Here is an 18638-nt window from a genome sequence, read left to right on the forward strand (position 1 = left end):
CGAGGGCTCAGCGGCCAGCGCCGTGGATGCCGATGAACTGCAGGAACTCGGCGCGGGTCCGCGCGTCGTCGCGGAAGGCGCCCAGCATCTGGCTGGTGACCATCGACACGCCGCGCTTGTGCACGCCGCGCGTGGTCATGCATTCATGGCTGGCATCCACCACCACGGCCACGCCGGCCGGATGCAGGTTTTCCTGGATGCACTGCGCGATCTGCGCGGTGAGCTTTTCCTGCACCTGGAAGCGGCGGGCGTACGCGTCGACCACGCGGGCCAGCTTGCTGATGCCCACCACGCGGTTGGTCGGCAGGTAGCCCACGTGCGCCCGGCCGATGATCGGCGCCATGTGATGCTCGCAATGGCTTTCGAACTCGATGTCGCGCAGCACGACCATCTCGTCGTAGCCGGCCACTTCCTCGAAGGTGCGGCGCAGGTATTCACCCGGGTCGATGTCGTAACCCGAGAACCAGTCCTTGTATGCCTTCACCACGCGCTTGGGCGTATCGAGCAGGCCTTCGCGACTGGGATCCTCGCCCGACCAGCGCAGCAGTACGCGCACGGCCTCTTCGGCCTGTTCGCGGGTGACTTCGGTCGGCTCGTTGCGCTCGGTCATGCGGGTTCCTTCGGTACCTCTTTCGGACGCGCCAGTGTAACGCCACCGTCAAGCTTTCGGCCGCCGGCGGGGCGCTTGCGTCGCCGGATCAAAGACTTGGCGAGGTGCTTACCGCGGCTACCGGGGCCGGTTAGACTCGCCCGGACATCAACCGGAGGGATGGACATGAAGCTGGGACGCATCATGGGTTGGGGCTTGCTGGCCGTTCTGGCCGGCGGCGCGCATGCCGGGACCGTCCACAAGGACGCCGAAGCCAGCATGGTGCTCACCGGCACGGTGGACGTGAACCCCGATGGCAGCCTGCGTGGCTACACCATCGACCGGAGCGAGAAAGTGCCGCCCGAGGTCGTCGCCATCGTCGACAAGAACATCACGCGCTGGACGTTCAAGCTCTCCGCGCCGGTCACCGACGCGGTCCATACGAAGATGAGCCTGCTGCTGCTGGCCAAGCCCGCGGGCGAGGGCAAATTTGCCGTGACCGTGTCCGGCGCCTCCTTCGGCGACAACGACGGCCGCAACGGCGATACGGTGAGCTACAAATCGCATGATCCGATGCCGGCCTACCCGAAGGCCGCCATCGACGCGCGCGTCAGCGGCACGGTGTTCCTGTTGCTGCGCATCGGCCGCGACGGCCTGGTGCAGGAGGCCGTGGCCGAGCAGGTCAACCTGGACCAGTTCGGCACCGCCAACGAGATGCGCCTGTATCGCAAGCTGCTCGCCGACGCGGCGCTGCAGGCGGGGCAGAAGTGGACGTACAACCCGCCCACGCGCGGCAAGGGCGTCGATGATCCCTATTGGCAGGTGCGCGTGCCGGTGCAGTTCAACCTGTTGCCGTTCGGCGAGCGGCCCAAGGACGAATACGGCCATTGGCACGGCTATATCCCCGGCCCGCGCCAGACGCCGTCGTGGATCAGCCAGACCCTGCTCAGCGAAGCACCGGACGCCATGCCCGGGGACGGGCTGCACGCCGGCAACGCGTTGCTGAGCCTGGCCACGCCGCTGGGCGGGAGCTGAGCGGTCATCAGGCTTGCTTCGTGCGAAATTCCCGCCGCCGGTGGGTCTCGCCAATGACTTGGCAAGAGGCGGGTACGTCATCGAGTGCAGGCTATGGCCTACAGCTAGACTATGGGGCGACCGTATGGGGGAGTCGGTATGAAGCTAGGGCGAGTGGTTTGGTGCTGCCTGTTGTCGGTCTGTGGCTTAGGCGCGACTCATGCGCAGAGTGCACGCAAGACCGCCGAGGCAAGCATGGTGGTGACCGGTGCTGTCGAAGTGAATCCGGATGGCCGTGTGCATGCCTACACCATCGACCAGCAGGACAAGGTGCCAGCTGACGTGATGGCCGTGATCGGCAAGGACATCCCCCGCTGGGACTTCAAGTCTCCCGGCGGCGTGGTTAAAGCAACAATGAGCTTGCTCATCGTCAACAAGCCCATTGGCGATGGGAAATACGCCATCGCGGTGTCAGGCGTGTCCTTTGGCGGTTATCCGGACGAAACCGGTGAAAGCGTGAAGCGCAAAGCCGCCGATGTCCAGCCGATCTACCCTGAGGCTGCGATCAATGCGCGTGTCAGCGGAACAGTCTACGTGCTGCTTCGTGTAAGTCGCGATGGCACCGTGGACGAATCGGTTGCTGAGCAGGTCAATCTGGATCAATACGGATCGCAGAGTCAGATGAACCAGCTTCGAAAGATGTTGGCAGACGCCTCACTGAAAGCAGCCAAGCACTGGACTTTCGATTTGCCCACGCGTGGCAAGGAAGTTGCCGACCCCTATTGGTTGATACGGATTCCAGTGAACTTTCGCCTATATGGAGCAGGGCATCCGAAAGAAGAGCCCGCCTATGGCACATGGCATGTCTATATTCCTGGTCCCCGACAAACACCGAGTTGGACTAGCCAGATCCTGTTGAGCGAGGCGCCAGACGCGATGCGGGGGAGCGAACCTCATACCGGAAACCCGATGCTGCAGTTGCAGACCTCCCCGAGCGGTACCTGAAGGCAGCTCAACGACAGCTTCGGAATACAGCGATCCGGTTGGGCTGGTGGGGTCCAACCGGGGTCAACCAAGGCTCGGCTGCGACAATACTTGTGCAGGGCCCAAACGACGTAATGCGCATAGCGCGCCGTTCCGCCTTTATGCGCAACGTATCGAGTACGCCGCGCAGGATCGCGCCGGTGAAAGGCGTATAGAGATGGAACACGGTGCCGTCCGAGAAGTCCGCGTCACGGACGTCCCGCGCCTCGAAGGACACAGTGTCGAGCTTCAACGATTCGGCACAGCGTTGCGCCAGCCCAGCATAGATGTGCTCCTGCTCGATGCCCACGCAGCGCGCGCCGGTCAGGATCGCCACCAGTATCGGTACGTGCCCCAGGCCGGAGCCAAGGTCGATGAAGACATCGTTGTTTGTGATACAGGAACGTTCCACCAGATCAAAAATGTGGCGCACCGGCGTGGGCTGGTAGAACACCATGTCCGGCTCCAGCGGCGCGATCGGGTCCGTGGGTTCGTCGAAGGCGAACACGTCGCTCAGCAGCCCATCGAGATGGTCATAGCCCTCCGCACCGTCGACCAGCGCCGGTCGCCAGCGTCGCAGGGCGGCCGCGCCTTTACCCGCGCGGATCTCAATGCGCAAGGCTTCGCACAGGCGTGCCTGCACATCGGCGAGCCGCGCGTGGAGTGACCGCGCGCGAATGCCGAGCGGTTCGTCGTCGCGCGACTCGTCGAGCCATTCCTCCAGCCATTCCAGCGCGCGGATGCGTTCAGCCAACTGCATGGGCTCAACCAGCGTGGCATCGCGTTCGAGCGCATCGATCATCGCGTGGGCGTAAGTCAGGGACACATCATTCATGGCGTGCGCATGCTGCCACGCGCCGGCTTGGAACCAAAGCACTCAGCGTGGGTCGGGCACGAAGTGGCCCGGGAATGGATCGGGCAGCGCGGGTAAACGTTCCGGCGATGGAATGATGCCCTGGGCGATCAAACGCTCGCGCGTGTCGTAGTACAGCGTGACCACATCGTCGGGCGTGGCCGAGGCGCGCTCGAAATCGGTGTAGCTCACCACCGAGGTCTCGCGCGCGCCGTGGCCGGTGCCGATCGGCCCACCGATCGCCGAGAGCGCCTTGGCGGCCGGTGCCGATGCGGCGGGCGCCTGGCGCATCTGGTCGGCAGCCGCGCCGGAGGATTCCTCCACCATGGGTCGCACCGGCATGGGCGTGGGCAGCGGCCGCGCGCGGAACACGGCCATGCCGATCACGCCCACGTTGTCTGGCCTTCCCGTCCGTGCGGCGTAGCTGCGTGAAGCATCGGCGAACACGAAATCGGCCACTTCGGAAAGACTCTTGCGCCAGCCACGGATCTCGGTGGCGACAAAGGGATCGAGCACGTAGCCGGTCTGCGACCAGTCCGCCGTATTACCGGAGACCACGTTCACGCCGTCGACGGAGAGCACGCCCAGCACGCGTCCACCCCCACGGCTGTGGAGCTGGATCTGGTAGCGGTGGCCGGGCTGCCCCGCGATGTAGTAGCGGCCGTCGTAGCGGTAGACAGGCAGTTCCTGCTGCGAGGTGCAGTCGTAGACCTTGAGGTCCACCAGGCGGCCAACGGCGCCGGCCTGCGCACCGGCGACCAACGCGGCCATGCCAAGAACCCATTTCCATGCGGTGTTCATGCGACGACTCCGGCAGGCATCGAAGACCGATGCATGAGGTGAAACGTCTCGGGTGATAAAAAGGGGTTGATGGTGCCACGAGATACCCCGCGGGCGCCCCGATCGATGGTTGTTTGGGGCGGCCAAGACGATGCCCGCCGCCGCGGCCATTTCTCCGCCTGGTCGGTGCGGTACGGGCAACCCCAACGGCTCGCATGGTGGCTGTCATGTCGATGGACCCGGCCATACCTCTTGGGCGCACCCTCATGATCTGCAACCCATGCATCCCAGTCATGTAGGTACGGGAGACATCCCCGACACCGATTATCTGCATGCTCGGTGCACCCTCGTCGCACGCTTTTTTAGGAATTGTCCGATTTATGAGAGGCGCACGACTCACTAGCGTTCGAGGCTGAATTGTCGTGCTCGAAGTCGCTTGACTCTTGTCCCCCCCGAAGGCGGCGGGCGACTCCGAGCACGCTTTTTATCGGACAAGGGAGCAGTTGGGGATATGGATGTTGGTGCGGCGACCGACTATGGCTCACCTCGGTGGTGGCGATCACGTTGGCTGATCCCTGGGGCGTTGCTCGCATTGGCAACGACCGTGTATCCCACGCCCAGCTTCGCACAGGCGGTCGACCCGGCAACGCAGGAACTGCTGCGTCAACAGGAACGCGAGCGTGCCCTCCGAGAACAGCGCGACACCACACCCGACGTGCACTTGCCGCGACCGGCGCAGGCCGCGCCGGATCACCTTCCCGCGACGGAAACCCCATGCTTTCCCATCCATCGTATTCGTCTGGACGGCGAGGCCGCTGCACATTTTCAGTGGGCCCTAAAAGCTGCTGATCCCAAAGACGATCCTGCCACCGGCGGTTGCCTCGGCACGGGTGGCATCCAGGTCGTCATGAGCCGCATGCAGAATGCGATCGTCGCCCACGGCTACGTCACCACGCGCGTCCTTGCCTCGAACCAGGACCTGCGTTCCGGCGTGCTGACGCTGACCGTCGTGCCGGGCCGCATTCGAGCGATCCGCTTTGCACCCGGTGTCGACGCGCGCGCCACCTCTTGGCGCGATGCCTTGCCTGCGCGTCCGGGCGACCTGCTCAATCTGCGCGATATCGAGCAGGCGCTAGAAAACTTCAAAAAGGTGCCGACCGTTGACGCCGACATCCAGATCGCGCCCGCCGATGGCGATGCCCGGCCGGGCGAAAGCGATCTGGTGATCGTGTGGAAGCAATCCTCGCCAATGCGCCTAGCCGTCACGCTGGACGATTCCGGCAGTGACGCCACGGGCAAGATCCAGGGTGGCGCCACGCTTTCGCTGGACAACCTGCTGACGTGGAACGACCTGTTCTATGCCAACCTCGGCCAGGCCGTGCTCGACGGCGACGGCAAGGACACGCGCAGCTACACGCTGCATTACGACGTGCCCCAGGGTTACTGGCTGCTGGGCGCGACCGCGAGTAGTTACACCTACCACCAAACCATCGCCGGTTACGCGCAGAACTACATTTACAGTGGCACCAGCCACAACGTCGACGTCAGGCTGAGCCGACTTCTGTACCGCAACGCCACTATCAAGGCAGGCGCCTACATGCGGGCCTGGGAGCGAGACTCCAACAACTTCGTCGATGACACCGAAGTGCTGGTCCAGCGCCGCCGCCAGGGTGGATGGGAAGCTGGCTTCACCTACAGGCAATTCATTGGCAGCGCCACACTGGATGCCGACGCCGCGTATCGACGCGGTACCGGGGCCTTCAATGCGTATCACGCGCCAGAAGAAGCTTTCGGCGACGGCACCTCACGCACCAAGCTCATCACCGCGGACGCGACGCTCACCGTGCCGTTCCAGTTTGGCAGCCAGCGCTTCCGTTACATCGGCGGCTGGCGCGCGCAATGGTGCAAGACGGCGCTGGTGCCGCAGGACCGTTTCGCGATCGGTGGCCGGTACACCGTGCGCGGCTTCGATGGCGAGTTGTCGCTTACGGGCGATCGGGGCTGGTTGCTCCGCAACGACCTCAGCTGGATGGCGGGCGTGGGCCAGGAGTTGTATCTGGGCGTCGACGTAGGCCACGTGAGCGGTCCGCCCACGCAGTGGGAACTGGGCCAGACGCTGGCGGGCGCCGTGCTCGGTTTGCGCGGTGGCTGGCGCGACTTCGCCTGGGATGTGTTCGTCGGCGCGCCCATCCGCAAGCCGCGCGGCTTCCAGACCGACAACCCCGCCACCGGTTTCAGTCTCAGCTGGTCGTATTAACCCCGGCGGCGTGCATGAGCGCGTCGCCCAATCGTTTGCCTGTCACGGAAGAACCCGCATGAACAAGCACCTGTATCGCATCGTCTTCAATCACGCGCTGGGCCTGTTCCAGGTCGTGTCGGAGCTGGTGCGTCGACCGGGGTGTCGCGCAACACAGGGCGAGGGCGCCGTCACTGCCGCTGTGCGGCCGGTCAGCCTGAGCCTGTGGGTCGCGTTCGGCTGGATCGGCCTGGCCTCCGTGGCAAGCGCGCAGATCACCACGGACATGCAGGCACCGGGCAACCAGCGTCCCACCGTGATGGGCGCGCCCAACAGTGCTCCGCTGATCAATATCCAGACACCCAGCGCGGCGGGCGTATCGCGCAATACCTACAGCCGCTTCGACGTGCGCAGCGAAGGCGCGGTACTCAACAACTCGCGCACCAACACGCAGACGCAGCTGGCGGGTACCGTGGCAGGCAACCCCTGGCTGGCCACCGGTACGGCCAAGGTCATTCTCAATGAAGTCACCGGCAGCCACCCCAGCCAGTTGAACGGCTACATCGAAGTGGCGGGCGATCGTGCACAGGTGGTCATCGCCAACCCATCCGGCATCGCCTGCGACGGCTGTGGTGTCATCAACGCGAACCGCTTCACGTTGACCACCGGTGCACCCGTGTTGAACGGCGGCGCGCTGGACGGTTACCGTGTCACCGGCGGCGCCATCCAGGTCAACGGCAAGGGCCTGGACGCCAGCCGTGCCAACTATGCCGATATCATCGCCCGCGCTGTCGAAGTCAACGGCGGCATCTGGGCGCCGCAATTGCAGGTGACGACGGGCGCCAACCAGGTCGATGCGGATCACACGCAGGTCACCGCGATCAGAAGCACCGGTAATGCCCCCACCTTCGCGCTGGATGTGGGCGCGTTAGGCGGCATGTATAGCGGGAAGATCCAATTGCTGGGCACCGAGCACGGTGTGGGCGCGCGTAACGCGGGCACCATCGGCGCGTCGTCGGATGACCTGATCGTCACTGTCGACGGTCGCCTGGAAAACACCGGCAGCCTGCAATCGCAGTCCAATACATCGATCAGTGCGAACGGTGGCATGGCCAACGCGGGCATGATCAGTGCCGCGCGCGAACTCAACGTCACCACGCCGGCGGATGTCGATAATAGCCACGGAACGCTCAACGCCGGCCGCATCGCGGTTGATGCCGGTACGTTGCGTAATGCCGGTGGCATCATCATGCAGGCCGGACTTCAAGCCATGGCCCTGCAAGCCGGAGCCCTGTCCAATCAGAATGGCCGCATCGGCACGACGGCAGGGGATGCCGGCGGCAACGGTGGCGACTCCTCCTCGTCCAGTGGCTCGACGCCACCGCCGGCCGCGGATCCCGGCGTGAGCGGTGGTGGCAGTACGCCGCCGCCGGACGATGGCGCCACGGGCATAACGCCCATTGCTCCGCTGGCCGACGGTGTGCTCCGCATTGCGGGCACCCTCGACAACGATGGCGGTCGTATCAGCGCCGCGTCCGGTTTTGACCTGACTACGAACAGTGGCCTTGCCAATGATGGCGGTCACCTCGATCTGCGTGCGCTGACATTGATCGATGGTGACCTCAGCAACCGCGGCGGCGAGCTAACGATCGATGGCTCCGCCACCGTGCACGCTCACGCCGTAACCAATGAGGGTGGCCAATTGACCTTCAATGGCCCGCTCGCGCTGGACGCACAGACGCTGACCAATCGTGGCGGCACGCTGAATCAGGTCGACACGAATGCGACCTCCTTCCAGGTCTTCGGAACTTTCGACAACTCCAATGGCAAGCTGGCCAGTAATGCCTCTCAGCTTGCGATCAACTCCGGCGCGCTGATCAACGAAGGTGGCACCATCACCCACGCGGGGCTCGACGGCCTGCGTGTCATCACGCGGGCGCTGTACGGCGCGGGTGGCAAGATCGCCACCGCCGGTGCCGTGCAGTTGACGGCGGGGGCGATCGACCACCAGCACGCGACACTGACGGCGACGCAAGTCAACGTGATCGCCATGAGCTTGGATAATCGCGGCGGCACCATCGCGGCTTCGGGCGACGATGCCAACACACTGCAGGTCACCGACGCACTGGACAATAGCAACGGCGGCACGATCGCGAGCAACGCGGACCTGTCACTGCACGCGAACACGCTGGGCAATGCGAACGGCACCATCCAGCATGCCGGCGCCGGCGCGCTCCGTATCGATGCCGTCACGCTCAACGGCGCAGGCGGCACGATCGCCAGCAACGGCGCCTTTCAGCTCACCGGTGGTGCGATCGACCTGAGCGAGGGCACCACTTTTGCGCAACAGGTGCGCGTCGACGCCGGATCGCTCAACCACGCCGGTGGCAGCTTGACGGCATTGGGCCACGATTCGCTCGTGCTCGACGCGCGTGGCGCGATCAGCAACGCGCACGGCACGATCAGCACCAACGGTGCGCTGCAGGTGAGTGCACGCTCGTTGGACAACACCGAGGGCAGACTCCTGGCCGCGGGAACGTCACCGAGCCAGCTGCAGGTCACTGACACGCTGACCAACACGCACGGCACGGTCGGGACCATTGCCGCCACGACGGTCAAGGCCGGCAACTTGATCAACCAGAGTGGCACGATCCACGCCGATGGCGACTCACCCTTGTCGATCACGGTCGATGGTCTGCTCGACAACAGCCAGCACGGCGTACTGGCCACCGACGGCGACATGGTGATCACGGCCACGACACTGGACAATACCCAGGGCCTGATCCGCCAAGGCGCGGTCGATGCCGACGGCCATTTCGTACCGGGCTCCTCGGGTGCGCTCACCCTTACCGCCACGACCCTGCATGGCCAGGGTGGCACGCTGGCCAGCAACGGTGCATTGACCCTGACCGGCGACATAGTCGACATGAGTCAGGGCCGTACCTTCGCGCAAGACGTCACCGTCGATGTCGGTTCACTCCGTACCGCAGGAGGCAGTCTGCAGGCGTTGGGTGACGGTCCGTTGAGCCTTCGCGTGCGCCATACGCTGGATAATGCCGATGGCCAGATCGCCAGTAACGGCGCGCTATGGCTTAGTGCCGGTGCACTCGCCAATGTCGACGGCAAACTCATGGCCGTCGGCAACGAGGCCAGTCAATTCATCGTCGATGGCCGCCTCGACAACACGCGTGGCACGCTCGCCGCGATGGGCGCGACAACGGTGCATGCTGGCGACCTGATCAACCAGGGCGGCATCGTGCAGGTTGCGGGTTCGTCCCAAGAGGGTACTAGCCTCGCGTCGCCGCTCACGGTCACCGTCGATGGCCTGCTCGACAACAGCGCCAAGGGCGTGATCGCCAGCGACGACGATATGGCCGTCACGGCATCCACGCTGGACAACACGGAAGGCACCATCCAGCACGCCGGGCCGGGTACGCTGACGATCCAGGCCACCACGCTCAACGGTCAGGGTGGCACGATCGCCAGCAACGGCGCGTTCTCGCTGACCAGCGGCCTCACAAATCTGCGCGATGGAACCACCAGCGCCCAGCAGATACACATCGACACCGGTTCGCTGATCACCGCCGGTGGTCACCTGACGGCGCTCGCCGATGGACGCCTGGATCTGCATGCGCGCGACGCCATCGACAACACGGCGGGCCAGATCGCCACCAACGGTGCCCTGCAACTCACCGCGTCATCGCTGACCAACGCGGCCGGTTCAATCCTTGCCGCCGGCACAGGCGCGACGGCACTGACGATTGACCACGCCTTCGACAATACCCGCGGGACGCTGGCCAGTGCCGGCACGACCACGGTCCGCGCCGGTCGCCTCGACAACACCAGCGGTCAAGTGCAGGCCGCTAGCGACGCGCCCCTCACGCTGGCGATCGACGATGCCTTGGTGAACGACGACGGCACGCTGGTCACCAACGGGGCACTCGCGCTCACGGCGGGCAGCGTCAGCAATCATGGCGGCGCCATCCAGGCCCAACAGGCGATCGACGCGAACGTGGAGGGCACGCTCGACAACAACAATGGTTTGCTGGTCGCGGCCGGCGATCTCCATGTGCAGGCCGCCGCGCTAATCAACCGCGATACCACCCAAGGTGTCCCAGCGTTCGATCCCGCCGCCACAGACGACGCGCCGCCAACGGGCATCTATGGCAACCTCGTCACCGTGCAGGCCGATGTGTTCGACAATACACACGGCCAGCTCCATGCCCGTGATGCCCTGACGTTGCAGGGACGCACCCCATCGGGTATCGCCCTCACCAACGTGGGTGGTGTCCTCGACGGCACCGGTGCCGTGGCCGTTAACGCCAGCACACTCGACAACACCGCGGGCCAGTTGATCCAGCGTGGCGATACCGGCACGCTCACCCTCGATGTCAGCCAAGCCCTGCGCAACACCGCCCAAGGTCTCATCGGTGCCGAAGGCACGGCGGCCCTGCACGCCGGCACGTTCGACAACCGTGGTGGCATCACCTTCGCGCGGCATGACCTCACCGTGTTGAGTGACGGTGATCTGCTCCATCGCGATGGTGGCCAACTGCAAACCAATGGCTCGTTCCACGGGGTCGTCAACGGCGCCTTCGACAACAGCGCCGGCAGCATCGACGCCACGGGTTCCGCCAGCCTCTCGGCCGCTATCCTCACCAACGTCGGTGGCCAACTGCTCGCGGGTGACAAGGACATCCCCAACCCCGAGAAAGGTCTCAGCCTGTCGTCGGCGACCATCGACAATCGCGGTGGCACCATCGGCAACCGCGCGGGTGACGTTCGCCTGCAAGCCACCCGCATCGATAACAGCAGTAACGGCACGCTGGTCGCCCAGCGCGATCTGAACCTGGATAACGTGGGTTGGCTCGACAACACCGATGGCACCACCTACGCCACGCGCCATCTCAGCTACCAGAACGGCAACGCCACGCTCGACAACACCGGCGGCCAATTCGGTGCAGGCGATACGGCCTGGTTGAATTTGGCCAGCCTCACCAACAACAGCGGCCGCGTGCAAGCCGACACGTTATGGCTGACCACGCCATGGCTGAACAACGCGGACGGCCATGTCGAAGCCAACACCCAGCACACCACGCTGGTGACGTTGAATGGCCTCGGTTACCTTCGTGGCGTTGAGACCCTCGATGTCCGCTTCCTGGGTGACTACACTCACCTCGCCGGTCAGCACTTCGACAGCAACGGCGTGCTCGCACTCACCGTGGACGGCACCCTCACCAATCAGGGTACCCTGCAAACTGCGGGCGAACTCGACATCACGGCCGGCCAACTCACCAACACCGCAGGCGCGGTGATCAACGCCGGCAACAGCGATGGCACCGCGATTGCCCATATTCAGGCGGGTGGCCGGATCGACAATCAAGCAGGGGCGTCCATCGAAGGCGACACCCTCACGCTGCAGGCCAGTGACGTCACCAACACTGGCGACATCCTGGGCGACCTCGTACGCATCGACGCCAACACGCTGACCAACGGTGCGGATCTCGGCGCCGCCGACGATCCGTCCGCCCCCTACAGCACCGCCACCCTGGGCGCGGCCAAGGACTTGCAGCTCAACGTCCGTGATCGCCTGGTCAACCAGAACGCGTGGATCTTCAGCCAGGGCAACCTCGTCATCGCCGGCAGCGACGCACGCGATGATGTCGGTCGCCCCACGCAGTTGACTGCCGAGGTGCTCAATCGCACCGGCAAGATCGAAGTGATGGGCGACCTCGCCATAGCCACCCAGCAGCTGATCAACGAGCGCCGCGTGTTGGAGGTCGAAACTGTCGCGCTCACGCCGACGGAGCAGGCGGCGAACAAGATCACCGAAACGGTGGTGCGCTACCGCTACGACGATCCCGATCCGTTGCACCGCCCGCCGTACGTCGATCCCAGCCAGGTGATTAGCGCTGAGGAAATCGCATCCGCCGCGGCCTACTGCACCAGCCACCAGGGCAGCGTGGGTGGTCGTGGCGAACGCTGTACGGGCTACGGCGACTATGCCCCCAACACACCCATGTACTTCGAGGCCATCCAGACCGATACCGTCACGGCGGTGACGCGCCTGAAGCGTTACAGCGAAGCCAGTGTCATCAGTGCCGGGCGCGACATCGAACTGGCCGGCAACGTGCGCAACATCACCTCGACCATCGCCGCCAACCGGCGTCTCATCATCAACGGTGGCGACTATGACGGCAGCACCGACACCTCCATCAACGGTTACCGGGTGCAAAACCTCGCGTGGGCGCCCAGCATCACGGTGACGCGTTCGGACGTGCTGAAAGTGGGTTGGGAGCGCGAGTCCTATAACGCCAGCGTGTGCGGGCCGATCAACGGCAAGGATCGCTGCTGGGTCCCCCAGCCTTACAAGGACTACACCGCGACCTATCCCGCCGGTGCGGACGGTGGCTCGCTCTCACTGACATTGGCTCCCGGCCAGGCGCCGAGCTGGTTGACCGTCGACACCGGCCCCCGCCTGGACAGCACCATGACGGGTGCCGCTGGCGTGGACATCCGTGGTCGCCGCATCGATAACGGCTACGTCGATCCGAACCACCCGCTGGACGCCATTACCACCTCTCTCAACGGTTCCGATCCAGCCGATCTGGGGCATGCCCAAGGCGCCAAGGCCGCGACCGCCGGTGATGTCCAGTCGGCAAACCGCGACGGCGTCGATCGCACCGGCGTCGTGAGCGGCCTCAAGGGTACCGCCGTCGCCGGCACCACCCGCACCGGTGAATCGGCCGCACAGGTCGTGGGTAGTGCCGACCAGCTACTACCAGGCTACGTGCCGCCCTCCAACGGTGTGTATGGGCAGCACCCGGAGGCTGACGCGCCATTCCTGGTCACCACCGCCCCGCGCTTCGCCAAAGGGCCGGTCACCAGCTCCGACTACCTGCTGCGCGCCTTGCAGCAAGACCCGACCAACATCCACAAACGGCTGGGTGACGGCTACTACGAGCAGAACCTGGTACTGGACCAGATTCTGCAGCTCACCGGCCGCCGCAGTTTGAACGGTGGCGACCCCATGGCGCAGTACGGCGCCCTGATGGATGGCGCCGCCGCCGAAGCCGCACGTCTAGGGTTGCAACTGGGCGCACCGCTCACCACCGCGCAGATCGGTGCGCTCGACAGCGACATCGTGTGGTTGGTCGATCAGGTGGTAAATGGCCAGCACGTGCTCGTGCCCGTGGTGTACTTGAGCAAAGCCACGGCCGATCGCCTGAAAACCGACGGCGCCCTGATCGCCGGCGACACCGTCAACCTCGAAGCCAGCGGCACCGTGCGCAACGACGGCACCATCACCGGCGGCAAGGGCACCTGGCTCAGCGCCGGCACGCTCATCAACCAAGGCACCTTGAACGGTGGCCAGCAGCTGGGTATCCGCACGAGTGGTGACACGATCAACACCGGCACCCTGAAAGCGAACGCCATCGGCATCCAGGCCGGCGGCAGCGTGATCAACGCCGCGCAGCCAGTCCCCTTGGGGGATACACCGCAAGTCAACGGACTCACTGCACAAGGTGGCGTGATCAGCGCGGGCACGGGCGGCCTGGCCATCGTGGCCGACGGCGACATCATCCACAACGGCACCATCACCAGCCAGGGCGACGGCCTGCTCAAGGCCAAGCGCGACATCGTCGCCACGGCCAGCACCATCGACATCGCCGGCAACGGTGCACTGATCGCCGACCGCGACATCACCTTCAACGCCACCGGCAAGACCACCACCAGCCGTGGCGCCAACTTCGACAGCACCGACACCACCACCCACACCGTCAGCACCGTCACCACTGGCGGCAACCTCGCCGTCGCATCCGGCGGCAACCTCACCAGCCACGGCGCGCAATTCCAGGCCGGCGACAAGCTGGCCGTGCGGGCTGACGGCACCATGACCTTGAACGCCGTCACCGACAGCACGTCCCGCGTCACGCACACGGGCGAAGGGAAAACGCAGGTCACCACCACCACGCGCGATGAAACCCTGCGCGGCACCACCCTCAGCGGCACGAACGGCGTGACGGCGTATGCCGTAGGCGACCTCACCGCCACCGCTGCGACTATCACCTCCAACCAAGGCAAGGCGGTGGTAGCGTCCGAAGGCGACGTGAACCTGCAGACTGGCATTGAGTGCCACGACATCAGTCGTGACACGCAGAAACACGACGAAGGCACGTTCACCAGCACCAGCACTCGCACCCACGACGCCATCCATGACCAAGTCGCAGTCGGCACGCTGGTCAGCGGCGACAAGGTCATCGTGCAAGGCACCAACGTCACCGTCACGGGCAGCAACGTCGTGTCCGATCACGGCACCACGCTGGTCGCCAAGAACAACCTCACCCTCCAGGCGGCCACGACCACCACCACGCAAGAGCACAGCAAAGAGGTGGAGAAGAACGGCCTGATGGGCAACGGCGGTCCCTCCGTCACCCTCGGCACGCAAACCAAGAGTGCCGAGAACCGCAGCACCCAAACCTATGCGACCGCGTCCAACGTCGGCGCCGTGGACGGTAACGTCATCCTCGTCGCTGGCGACCACTACCAACAGATCGGCAGCAATGTCCTCGCGCCCAACGGCGACATCGACATCCACGCCAAGCGTGTGGACATCACCGAAGCGCGCGAGACCGGCACGCAAACCGACGAGACCCATTTCCGCCAGAGCGGCCTCACCGTCGCGGTTTCCTCGCCCGTGATCGCTGCGCTGCAAACCGCCAACGACATGCACCGCGCCGCCGGCAACACGAGCGATTCGCGCATGCAGGCCCTGGCGGGCGTCACCACCGGCCTGGCCGCGTACAACGCCGGTACGGCGGTCGCTGCCGATCCGCAGGCCGGCGGTGGTTTAGGTATTTCCGCCACTATCGGTTCGGCCCGCAGTGACAGCAAAACCACCACCACCAGCGACACCGCGGCCAGTTCCAACGTCACTGCCGGCGGCAACGTACGTATCAGCGCCACCGGTGGCGGTCAGGATTCCAACCTCACCATCCAGGGCAGCAACGTCCACGCCGACGGCATCGTCGGTCTCACCGCCGACAACAACATCAACCTGCTCGCCGCCAAAAACAGCGTGGACACCACCAGCACCAGCAGCAGCTCCAGCGGTGGTGTCGGCGTGGCCGCCACCGTCGGCTCCGGTGGCATGAGCATGGGCATCACCGCCAATGCCAGCGCCTCCAAGGGCAAGGGTAACGGCAGCGACGTCAGCTGGACCAACACCCACATTAGCGCGGGCGACAAAGTCATCCTCAGCTCCGGTGGCGACACCACCCTCAAGGGCGCCGTGGTCGATGCCAACCAGGTCATCGGTGACATCAAGGGCAACCTCAACATCGAGAGCCTGCAAGACACCAGCGACTACCGCAGCAAAAACCAGAGCCTCGGCGGCAGCGTCACCGTTGGCATGGGTGTCTCCGGCAGCGTCAACGCCAGCCAGCAGGCGATGGACAGCCACTACGCCAGCGTCACCGAGCAGTCCGGTATTCACGCCGGCGACGGCGGCTTCCAGATCAAGGTCGGCGGCAACACCGACCTCAAGGGTGGCGTGATCACCTCCAGCGATCAGGCCGTCGCGGATGGCCTCAACCACTTCACCACCGGCACGCTCACGGTCAGCGACCTCACCAACAAGGCCGAGTACGGCGCCAGCAGCGTGAGTCTCGGCGGGGGTTACAGCAAAGGCCCGAGCGGCGTCGGCACCGACCAGAAGGGCCAGGCCACCACCGGCAACGCCGTGCCCGGCAGCACGCTGCCCAGCCTGGGGGGTCTCAGTGCCCAAACCCCGATCGCCCTCGGCGCCAGCGACAAGGACAGCAGCACCACCCGGAGCGGCATCAGCGGCGGCCAGATCACGATCACGGATGACGCCGCCCAGCGTGCCCTCACCACCCAAGGTGGCCTAGCCGGCAAGGGGGCCGACGACACCCTCGCCAGCCTCAACCGCGATGTCGTCACCGGCGTGGACGGCACCAACGCGCTCAAGCCGATCTTCAACGAAAAGGAGATTCAGGCCGACTTTGCCATTGCCGGAGGCTTCGCACGGGAAACGGGCACCTTCATCAACAACAAGGCCAAGGAAACGGCGGACGCCAAACAAGCGCTCGCCGACGAAATGGCCAAGCCCGAGGGCGAACGCGATCTTCAACGCATCGACCAACTGTCCGCCATCGTCAAAGACAACGCCACCTGGGCACCCGGCGGCACCGGTCGCGTCATCCTCACCGCCGTGACCGCCGCCATCGGCGGCAACGTCACCGGCACCACCAGCGACCTCATCCAAAGCGCCGCCATCAACACCTTGCAAAGCCTCGGTGCGCAGCAGGTCAAAGTGATCGCCGACCAGCTCGGCAGCGACGAAGCCCGTGCCGCCCTGCAGGGCCTCGTCGCCTGTGCGGGTGCCGCCGCGCAAAGCCAGAGCTGCGGCACGGCGGCCAGCGCCGCGGCCGCCAGTGTGGTCATCAACAACCTGCTCGATGGCCTCAATGGCATCACCGCCGGCACGCTCAGCGCCGCGGAAAAGGAAGCCCGCGCCGCCACCGTCGAAAACCTTGTCGCCGGCATCACCACCGCCCTGGGCGGCGACGCCTCCACCGCCGCCATCGCCGCCAAGATCGAAACCGAGAACAACCACCTCGGCCCCGGCATGAAGCTGTTGGGCTACCAACTGGGCCAGGACCAGGTAAAGCAGTTTGGTGACGAAATAACGAACGCCTGCACGACCGGCAGTGCCAGCGCCTGCCAGCAGACGTACGACAAGTGGAAGGAAGTCTCCTATGCCCAGGGTGGCTTAGAGACACCCAAGCAGCGCGCCGATTGGGAAACGTTGGTCCAGGAGACCTATCAGCAGTACGTGATCCCGCTCTGTGACCAGAATGCCACGTGCCTGCAGAACGCCTATGCGTCCATGGCGGCGGCGATGGTGGTGAATGCGGGCGATGCACCGGGGTTGCGCGATAGCGTCAACACGGCGATGCGTGCAGCTAACGTGGCCAATGAGAATTGGGTGCGCGGTGGGCTAGAGTTCATTGGCGATGCCACCGCCATCGCCCAGCTAGGCGGGATGATCAACACCACGACTAAGGTCGTCTCGCGAACTGGTTCAACCATTGCCAGCGCAACGGCAGATGCGGAGGCGGGGACATCAGTTGCTTCGCATCCGTCGAGAGACCTTGAAGCGATTGCGCCAGCGAAGCGTGACAATGGAACAACCGTGCTCGGTCACTATCCAGAATACGTGGAGATGTCAGATGCATCCATGGCGAGACGCTATCAGATCTCAGACGAGGTCTGGAACAGCATGTCAGAATTGGATCGCTGGACTGCAAATGCGAAATTTTTGGATAGAACGATTGAGCGTGGGGATGTGGTGAGACTAGCCACTCCTGTAGAAAATGCCCGCCCCGGTTCCTACTACGCGAAAGAGATTGAATACATGACTCAGCGCGGTTACACCGTTTCGTCTGACGGAAGAAGCTTGCTTCCCCCGGGAGTTAAGAAATGAATCCAGTGCAGTTCATCAAGGAACAGTTCGATAGATCGGGATTGGAGCTTGGTCGAACAACTATCGTGAGCTATAGCGAAAAAAGCTTTGGTGATTTCGTTGCTGAAGTAGAAACGATGCATGGATTGCTACGCATTGAAAGAGAGCGAGGCCAGTGTTTTGTTGACTATTTTGACGATACAACCGGCGCGTTTGTGCGAGGCGATATTAAGTGGCCGCAGCTCCTGCCCATATTTGAGAGTGGCTCATGGAGTTTGAGCGATCTACTTAAGGTATTGGGTTGAGCTTGGTCATTAATTCGATGGCAGCTTTCAGATCACCAATGAAATGATATTCACGAACGCGCAATGGTGCCTGGGATAATTTCTGCCAACCGTCGGTACACGCATTGACCGTTTTGGTGGTGAAGGCGGAAGTTACTTGGCACCTGAAGGCACGAGTTTAGCGGAGCGCGCACTTCCACCTGGAGTGAAAGCGGAGCCCTACTATGCCTATGAAGTTGTCAAGCCTCTACCTGTGGAGTCGGGGGTTTCTGCACCCTGGTTTGATCAGCCCGGTGGCGGTGTGCAATACAAAACTAGCATGAAGATTAGTGAATTCATTAAAGAAGGATATCTGCGTCGGGTAAGCGAAG

The 18638-nt window shown here is 64.3% G+C and carries 8 protein-coding genes; 5 read left to right on the forward strand and 3 right to left on the reverse strand.

Features of this window, described 5'->3' with window-relative positions:
• Positions 1-7: 7 nt before the first annotated feature.
• Complete coding sequence (gene folE, locus JMF82_RS07055; protein ID WP_038623148.1) at positions 8-610, reverse strand: GTP cyclohydrolase I FolE; 603 nt, start codon at positions 608-610, stop codon at positions 8-10.
• Positions 611-775: 165 nt separating this feature from the next.
• On the opposite strand from folE, the gene JMF82_RS07060 reads away from it, so the two are divergent.
• Together JMF82_RS07060 and JMF82_RS07065 are read left to right on the forward strand one after the other, a co-directional pair.
• Complete coding sequence (locus JMF82_RS07060; RefSeq protein WP_201313824.1) at positions 776-1624, forward strand: energy transducer TonB; 849 nt, start codon at positions 776-778, stop codon at positions 1622-1624.
• A 234-nt stretch (positions 1625-1858) separates the two neighbouring features.
• Positions 1859-2608, forward strand: a complete 750-nt coding sequence (locus tag JMF82_RS07065) for an energy transducer TonB (RefSeq protein ID WP_201313825.1) — start codon at positions 1859-1861, stop codon at positions 2606-2608.
• 7 nt (positions 2609-2615) lie between these two features.
• Here JMF82_RS07065 and JMF82_RS07070 read toward each other — a convergent pair whose 3' ends face one another.
• Together JMF82_RS07070 and JMF82_RS07075 are read right to left on the reverse strand one after the other, a co-directional pair.
• The gene (locus tag JMF82_RS07070; protein WP_201313826.1) at positions 2616-3461 is read right to left on the reverse strand and encodes a hypothetical protein; all 846 of its coding nucleotides are present in this window, start codon (positions 3459-3461) and stop codon (positions 2616-2618) included.
• Positions 3462-3503: 42 nt separating this feature from the next.
• Positions 3504-4280: a hypothetical protein gene (locus tag JMF82_RS07075; RefSeq protein ID WP_201313827.1), complete on the reverse strand. Its 777-nt coding sequence runs from the start codon at positions 4278-4280 to the stop codon at positions 3504-3506.
• A 571-nt stretch (positions 4281-4851) separates the two neighbouring features.
• Here JMF82_RS07075 and JMF82_RS07080 point away from each other — a divergent pair.
• From JMF82_RS07080 to JMF82_RS07090, 3 genes are read left to right on the forward strand one after another with little or no spacing between them, the layout of a single operon-like run.
• Positions 4852-6516 (forward strand): ShlB/FhaC/HecB family hemolysin secretion/activation protein, encoded by a 1665-nt coding sequence (locus JMF82_RS07080; protein WP_236585343.1) that lies wholly within the window; start codon positions 4852-4854, stop codon positions 6514-6516.
• 58 nt (positions 6517-6574) lie between these two features.
• Positions 6575-18004: a hemagglutinin repeat-containing protein gene (locus JMF82_RS07085; protein WP_201313829.1), complete on the forward strand. Its 11430-nt coding sequence runs from the start codon at positions 6575-6577 to the stop codon at positions 18002-18004.
• Positions 18001-18288, forward strand: coding sequence for a hypothetical protein (locus tag JMF82_RS07090; RefSeq protein ID WP_201313830.1), 288 nt, complete (start codon positions 18001-18003; stop codon positions 18286-18288). Before JMF82_RS07085 ends, JMF82_RS07090 begins: the two co-directional genes overlap by 4 nt.
• Positions 18289-18638 lie beyond the last annotated feature (350 nt).

This window comes from Dyella sp. EPa41 (assembly GCF_016586165.1).
GTDB lineage: Bacteria > Pseudomonadota > Gammaproteobacteria > Xanthomonadales > Rhodanobacteraceae > Dyella.